Genomic DNA, 7,367 nt, shown 5'->3' on the forward strand with positions numbered 1-7,367 from the left:
CGTCCGGCCCGTCTACGGACCCGGCGACCTCGACGGCTGGGATCCCGCGGAGCGGCTCGGCGAGCCCGGCGCATACCCCTTCACGCGGGGCGTGTACCCCACGATGTACACCGGCCGGCCCTGGACGATGCGCCAGTACGCGGGCTTCGGCACCGCCGCCGAGTCCAACGCCCGCTACCGGCAGCTCATCGCCCACGGCACCACCGGCCTGTCCGTCGCCTTCGACCTGCCCACGCAGATGGGCCACGACTCCGACGCGGACGTGGCCGGCGGCGAGGTCGGCAAGGTGGGCGTCGCCGTGGACTCCGTCGAGGACATGCGGGTGCTCTTCGACGGCATCCCGCTCGGCGAGGTCTCCACGTCGATGACCATCAACGCCCCCGCCGCGCTGCTGCTGCTGATGTACCAGCTCGTCGGCGAGGAACAGGGCGTCCCGGCGGACCGGCTCACGGGGACCGTCCAGAACGACGTCCTCAAGGAGTACATCGCGCGCGGCACCTACATCTTCCCGCCGAAGCCCTCGCTGCGGCTGGTCGCCGACACCTTCGCGTACTGCGGCGCCGAGCTCCCCAAGTGGAACATGATCTCGATCTCCGGCTACCACATGGCCGAGGCCGGCGCCTCGCCCGTGCAGGAGATCGCCTTCACCCTCGCCAACGGCATCGAGTACGTGCGCACGGCCGTCGCCGCGGGGATGGACGTCGACCGCTTCGCCCCGCGGCTGAGCTTCTTCTTCGTCTCGCGCACGACGCTGCTGGAGGAGGTCGCCAAGTTCCGGGCGGCCAGGAGGGTCTGGGCGCGCGTGATGAAGGAGACGTTCGGCGCCCGCGACCCCAAGTCGCAGATGCTGCGCTTCCACACCCAGACCGCGGGTGTCCAGCTCACGGCGCAGCAGCCGGAGGTGAACCTGGTGCGCGTCGCCGTCCAGGGCCTCGCCGCCGTCCTCGGCGGCACCCAGTCCCTGCACACCAACTCCTTCGACGAGGCCATCGCCCTGCCGACGGACAAGGCCGCCCGGCTGGCGCTGCGCACGCAGCAGGTCCTCGCCTACGAGACGGACGTGACCGCGACGGTGGACCCCTTCGCCGGCTCGTACGCCGTCGAATCCCTCACCGACGCGGTTGAAGAGGCGGCCGTGGACCTCATGGGCCGGGTGGAGGACCGCGGCGGGGCGGTCGCCGCCATCGAACAGGGCTTCCAGAAGGCCGAGATCGAGCGCAACGCGTACCGCATCGCGCAGGAGACCGACAGCGGCGAGCGCGTCGTCGTCGGCGTCAACCGCTTCCGGCTCGACGAGGAGGAGCCGTACGAGCCGCTGCGCGTCGACCCGGCCATCGAGGCCCGGCAGCGGGAGCGCCTCGCGCGGCTGCGGGAGGAGCGCGACGGCCGGGCGGTGGAGACGGCGCTGGCGGCCCTGCGCAAGGCCGCCGCCGGGACGGACAACGTCCTGTATCCGCTGAAGGACGCCCTGCGGGCGCGGGCGACGGTCGGGGAGGTGTGCAACGCGCTGCGGGGGGTGTGGGGGACGCACGTCCCGGCGGACGTCTTCTGACCGACCACTGCGCTCCGTAGGAGACACTGGAGGGTATGTCCGCTCCCCGCCGCGCCTGCCCCGTATGCACTCGCGAGATCGCCGTCGTCGGCGGCCGCTACGCCCGTCACGACCCGCCGGGCCGCCGCCCCGCCTTCTCGTACGAGCTGGTCTCCTGCCCGGGCTCGCGCCGCTCGGCCCCGCTGCTGGCGACGGAGCCGCGCCTGTTCGACCCGGAGGAGCCCCCGACGGACGGACAGCAGCAGCTGTTCTGACCGCGGTCCCGGCGCTCGGCTCCGGCCTACTGGGAGCGCTGCCCCTCTGCCGTGCAGAGGACGTCCCCGGCGGGCCGCTGCCCGGTGACGAGGAACCGGCTGACGGCACGATCGCTGCACGCGTTGCCGGTGTCGAGCCACACGCCGTGCCCGCCCGCGTCCACCGAGACGAGCCGGGCGCGGTCACCGAGCGCCGCGCGCATCTTCAGGGCCCCGCGGTACGGGGTCGCCGGGTCGCGCAGGTTCTGGACCATGAGGATGTTGGACGGCCCGCGGGACGTGATGCGGGTGGGCTTCTCCGCGGGCTCGCCCTTCCAGAACGCGCACGGCGTGATGCTCGCCGGCATGCCGGCCGTGAGCGGGTACCGGGCGCGGTCGGCGGCCACGGCCCGCTCGTACGAGGAGACGTCGCGCGACCAGCTCGCGTCGTTGCAGACGACGCCGGCGAACACGGCGGCATCGCGCTGCGGCAGCGGGTCGGGGAACGGGTCGGGGACGGTGAGCGGGCTGTCACCGCCGCTGCGGGCGGCCCGGATGAGCGCGGCGGCCTGGGGATAGCGGTCAGGGTCGTAGAGGCTCAACTGCAGGGACTGCCGCAGGGCGTTGCCGGTCAGCCGGTGGCCGGTGTCCTTGAAGGTGCGCGGCTTGCGGTCGAGCTCGGAGGCGAGGGTGAGGAACACGGGGCGGACGTCCTCGGGGCGCTCGGCGAGCCGGTCCTTGCCGCGAGCGGGGTCGGTGGCCCACCGGGCGAAGTCGGGAAGGCTCTCCTCCGCGCCGGGCGCCATGCCGGCCAGCCAGCCGCGCCCGACCCGGGAAGGGTCGGGATCGAGGCTGCTGTCGAGCACCCAGCGGTCCGTGCGCTCGGGGAACATCTGCGCGTAGACGGCGCCGACGTATGTCCCGTAGGACACGCCTACGGCGGACAGCTTCTTCTCACCCAGCGCCCTGCGGAAGCTGTCGATGTCCCGGGCCTCGTTGCGCGTCGTCAGGCTGCGCACGACGTCGCCGCCGTTGCGAGCACACGCCTCGGCGATGCGCCGGGCCCGGGCCACGCCCTCCGAGATGTCCCCGTCCGGCCGCGGCCAGGCCCGGAATTCAACCAGCTGCCGGTCGTCCTCGGCGATCCCGCAGTCGGCTGCAGTACTGCCCCCCACACCCCGCGGATCAATCCCCACGACGTCGTAGGACCCCTGGGTGGCCTGACGTACCTTCTCCCCCTCCCGCGCCACGGCCTCCACCCCGGACCCGCCCGGACCACCCGCTATGAGCAAGAGCGTGCCCCGCCGGGCCCCGGGCCGGTCCGAACGAAGCCGGGAGACAGCGATGTCGACGGTCGGCCCGGAAGGCTTCCGGTAATCGAGCGGAACGGGAAGCGAGGCGCACTCGGATCCGGGGGCACTGCCCTTGGCGCCACAGGTCCGCCAGTCCAGGGCGCCGGACCCCGGCACGGCGGCCGCCGCCTGAGCAGGGACGGTGAGAGCACCGGCACAGGCGGCGACGGACAGGGCCAGGAGGATGCCGGTACGGGTATGGGATCTCATGAGGCCAAGGCTGACTGACGGGGCATCGGCTGGCCATGGGGACAACTGGCCAGGTGGGGTTGGGGCTAGCCCTATGCGGGCAGGGCTGCGCTGAGGTCGTCGCAGCAGCAGCAGCCGCTACATGTTCAGACCTGAAGGCTCACTTCGGTGGTTTCGGTGCAGCGGAAGCCAGGGGATGTTGAGCCATGGGCTGGCCGGGCCGCTCGCGACTGGTCGGATCGTCTAGTGACTTCGACCTAAGGCTGTTTCTCATTTTCTTACGTCGACCCTGAGTTTGATTTGCCGGTTATGCTCTGCATGGTCTGCGACAGTTGCCTCAAGGGTTGTCCCGATTTCCGGCCATAGCGCGGGCTCTACGGTAACTCCATGAGGCTTGTAGGAAATCGCATCCACGACGGCCGTTGCCGGGCATCCGGGAATCGTCACGAAGAATCCAAATGGCTTGACGACGTCGACCGTTACTTGGACGCTCAAGCCGACGGGGAATTTTTCCTTGGCTGTGAGCCAAGCAAGGTCATCGATCACTGGTGCCACTCTCTCGGGTACTGGTTGAGCTTTTCTATGTGAGTGTTAGGTATGGGAACTTCAGTGAGAGGCCCTCCTTCGTAAGGGTACTCGAATTGCTGAAAGTGTTTGGTGTACTCCTCGGCAGGTATCCTGACTTCCATGACACCTTCGCCGTAGTGCTTGGCGTAAATCTCCGCCAGCTCCCGCTGTCTTGCGAAGTACGCCTTGCCGTCCATGTACGGATCGTGTGGGCCTCCGGGAAAATCTTTTTCCAGGTACCCGTTTTCGTTGTGATATTTCCCGGTTCCCTTGCTCGGGGCCTTGTAGAGGCTGATTTCGCAAGGGGTGAGCCCCAGTGGATCCATCCACGTGTAGGGGTTGTGGACATATGTCGCCGGGTTCGGGGCCGGAGCCAAGCCCAGCGGGTCCGGGGACGTGTAGCGGGCCGTTTCCGGGTCGTAGTGGCGGTGGTAGTTGTAGTGGAGGCCGGTTTCCGGGTCGAAGTATTGGCCCGGGAAGCGGAGTGGGGTGTATGTGGTGCTGTCGCGTGACCATGCCGTCGTGCCCCAGAGGGTCGAGCGGGTGCGCCACGCCGTTCGGCCGGTTTCGTCGACCAGCTCCGTGGGTGTGCCGACCAGGTCGGTGACGATCGCGAAGAAGCGCCGGTCCACTTCCCTTTGGGGCGCTTCGGCCGCCGATATGCGTTCCGTCTGGGCTATCGGGTGGAGGCCGTTGTGGTCCCAGGTGAGGGTTATGGGGTTCGGCAGGGACGGTGACCACGACGTCTGTTCCGTCAGCGTCGCGCCGTCCCACGTGAAGTCCACGCGTTCCGCGGCCTCACCAGTCGCCGTCAGGCGTTCCTTGGATATGCGGCGCCCCAACGGGTCGTACGCGTAGCGCCATTGCGTGCCGTCCGGGGTGGTGACCCCGGTCAGGCGGTCCTCCGCGTCCCACGCGTAGCGCCACGTGTCCGGTTTCCGCGAGAGGCGGGTCTTCTGCCGGAGGGTTACGCGGCCTTGGTCGTCGTGTTCGTAGCGGATTGCGCCCGCGCGGGATATGCGCGTGCCCGTGTATGTGCGGACGCCCTGCGCCTCGGCGCCCGGGTGGGCCGCCGGCCACGACGCCTCGGTCTGGTTTCCGGCTTCGTCGTAGACGTAGCGTTCGGTCCAGCCCGGGGCGTGGACGGCGGTGACCCGCCCCGCCGTGTCCAGGTCGAAGGTGCGGGAGCCGGTGGTGGTGTCCGTGATGCCGGTGAGGTGGCCGTCGCGGCGGTAGGTGTAGGCGCGGTGCTGGAGCAACTCGCCCGCACCTTCCAGCCCCTGTGACACCAGGCGGCCCACCGCGTCCCACGCGGACGACAGGGTTACACCCTCCCCGAAGTGCCGGGCCACCTCCCTGCCCGCCGCGTCGTGCTCGACGTCGATCACGCGCCCCGAGGCCGTCAGCGAGGTGCGCCGCCCGGCCGCGTCGTACGTCCACGTGCTCACCGCCCCGCCGGGCGTCACCCGGTGCGTGCGTCTCCCGAGTGCGTCGTACGCGAAGGCCAGCGTCCGGCCGTTCGTCGTCTCGGACTTGACGCGGCCGAGGCGGTCCCGGCTGTAGAGGAGCGTCGCGTCGGGGCCCACGGCTTCCACCAGGCGGCCCGCCGCGTCGTGGACGTACGTCGTCTCCGCACCCGCCGCGTCCTTCCGCACCACACGCCCCAGCACGTCGTGCTCGTACGTGATCGTCTCGCCCGTCCCGTTCGTACGGGACACGAGCCGGCCCGCCGGGTCGTGCGCGTACGTCAGCGTGCGGCCGTCGAAGTCCGTCTCGGCGGCCGGGCGGCCCGCCGGGTCGTAGGCGTAGTCCCAGGTCAGGCCCTGCGGGTTGGTGACACGGGTGAGCTGGAGGCGGGTGTTGTGCGTGAACTCGTGCCGTACGCCGTCCGGCCCGGTCCGGGCGGCCATGAGGTCGAAGGGGCCGTACTCGTAGCGTGTCACGCCACCCAGCGCGTCCGTGTACGCCGTGCAGTTGCCCTCGCCGTCGTACGTCCAGCGTTCCTCGGCACCGTCCGCGGAGATGCGGCGGGCGAGCCGGCCCTCGACCGTCCAGGTGAGACGGGTCGTGGAGCCGAGCGGGTCGATAACGGTCGTCACGCGGCCGAAGGAGTCCCGGCGGTAGCTGGTGACGGCCCCCAGGGGGTCGGTGATCTCGACGGGCAGGCCGGCTCTGTTGCAGGTGAGCCGGGTGGTGTTGCCCAGGGCGTCCGTGACCGAGGTGAGGTGGCCGACGCCGTCGTAGGCGTACGTCGTCACCGCGCCCGCCGGGTCCGTCGTCGACGTGCGGTTGCCCGCCGCGTCGTACGTGTGGCGCCAGAGCGTCCCGTCCGGTCCGGTCGTCGTCTCGGGCAGGCCGAGTGCGGTGTACGTGGCCGAGACCTGCCGCCCGTCCGGGCGGAACACCGACACCGGGCGCCCGTCCTCGTCGTAACGGAACTCCGTCCTGTGGCCCAGGGGGTCCGTGCGCGAGAGGAGACGGTCGTGACGGTCCCATGTGGACAGCGTCGTGGCGCCCGTGGGGTCGGTGGCGGCGACGATCTGCGAGCGCCGGTTGATGGTGAAGGTGTTGGTGTTGCCGAGGGCGTCGGTCACCTCGGTGACGCGCACACCGGTGCCGGGGTCGGGGCTGCCGTATTCGAGGGTGGCGCGCATGTGCCCCTCGGTCCCCGACTGGAAGACGCAGCGGTCCTGGTCGTCGTACTCGTACGCGTAGTGCGTGCCGTTCCGGTCGGTCCACGACGCCATCCGGCCGCGCTCGTCGTACGCGAAACGCAGCGGCTGACCGGACGAGTTGACGATCTCGGTCAGGTTGCCGTCCGCGTACCCGTAGCGGATCAGCTCCGTGTCCGCGAGGTGCAGCGCGGTGATGCGGCCCGCGTCCGGATCCGTGGTGATGCGGATGCGGTAGCCGGAGTCGTGGACGATCGCGGTCGGCGTGCCGTCGGCGTCGTACTCGAAGGCGATCCAGTGGCCGTTGCGGTCGCTGAGCTGGTGCAGAAGTGCCCGGCCGCCGTCCCCCTGGAGGCCGGAGGAGTGAGGGTAGGGGGTGAAGTGCCTGGTGCGACCCGTTTCCGGCTCGGTCACGCTGTACGTGCCGTCGGGCTCGATCGTCAGCGGCCACCGCGAGCCCTTCGCCGGATACGTGGCGACGCCCGGAACCGGATGCGGGTACTCCAGCAGCCGCGCATGCTCGTCGACGAAGATCACGCCTTCGTCGTCGATCTCCAGCCGCTGGTCCACGGTGCTCGCCCACGACGGGCCGAACCACCGGCCGCAGCCGTAGCCGGACTTCACATGGCGGGAGAAGACCAGCGGCAGCGCACCGGGGAGCGTGACGTCCGTCTGCGGGAGGAACATGCGACCCGTGACGATGTCCACGGGGTCCGTCCCGCAGACCTCGACCTCCTTGGGGTCCTTCTTCGGCTCCTGCCGCTCCTCCTTGGCCGCCCGCCGCGCCGCGCTCTCCGCCCCC

Annotated in this window: 5 protein-coding genes; 2 read left to right on the forward strand and 3 right to left on the reverse strand. The window is 70.5% G+C overall.

Going from position 1 to position 7,367, the window contains the following annotated elements; genetic code table 11:
- Positions 1 to 1,552, forward strand: a 1,552-nt coding sequence (locus V7793_RS29860; protein WP_336012283.1) for an acyl-CoA mutase large subunit family protein, incomplete at its 5' end; no start/stop codon positions are given.
- Between the two features lie 35 nt (positions 1,553 to 1,587).
- Positions 1,588 to 1,806: a hypothetical protein gene (locus tag V7793_RS29865; RefSeq protein WP_168091753.1), complete on the forward strand. Its 219-nt coding sequence runs from the start codon at positions 1,588 to 1,590 to the stop codon at positions 1,804 to 1,806.
- A 26-nt stretch (positions 1,807 to 1,832) separates the two neighbouring features.
- Here the strand turns inward: V7793_RS29865 and V7793_RS29870 are convergent, their stop codons facing one another.
- The 3 genes from V7793_RS29870 to V7793_RS29880 form a co-directional block, all read right to left on the reverse strand.
- Positions 1,833 to 3,347: an alpha/beta hydrolase gene (locus V7793_RS29870; protein WP_336012286.1), complete on the reverse strand. Its 1,515-nt coding sequence runs from the start codon at positions 3,345 to 3,347 to the stop codon at positions 1,833 to 1,835.
- Positions 3,348 to 3,596: 249 nt separating this feature from the next.
- Positions 3,597 to 3,872, reverse strand: coding sequence for a hypothetical protein (locus V7793_RS29875; protein ID WP_336012288.1), 276 nt, complete (start codon positions 3,870 to 3,872; stop codon positions 3,597 to 3,599).
- A partial coding sequence (locus tag V7793_RS29880; protein ID WP_336012291.1) for a DUF6531 domain-containing protein occupies positions 3,869 to 7,367 on the reverse strand: 3,499 nt, incomplete at its 5' end. The genes V7793_RS29880 and V7793_RS29875, both read right to left, overlap by 4 nt.

The organism is Streptomyces sp. KLMMK, from assembly GCF_036961605.1.
Lineage (GTDB): Bacteria > Actinomycetota > Actinomycetes > Streptomycetales > Streptomycetaceae > Streptomyces > Streptomyces telluris.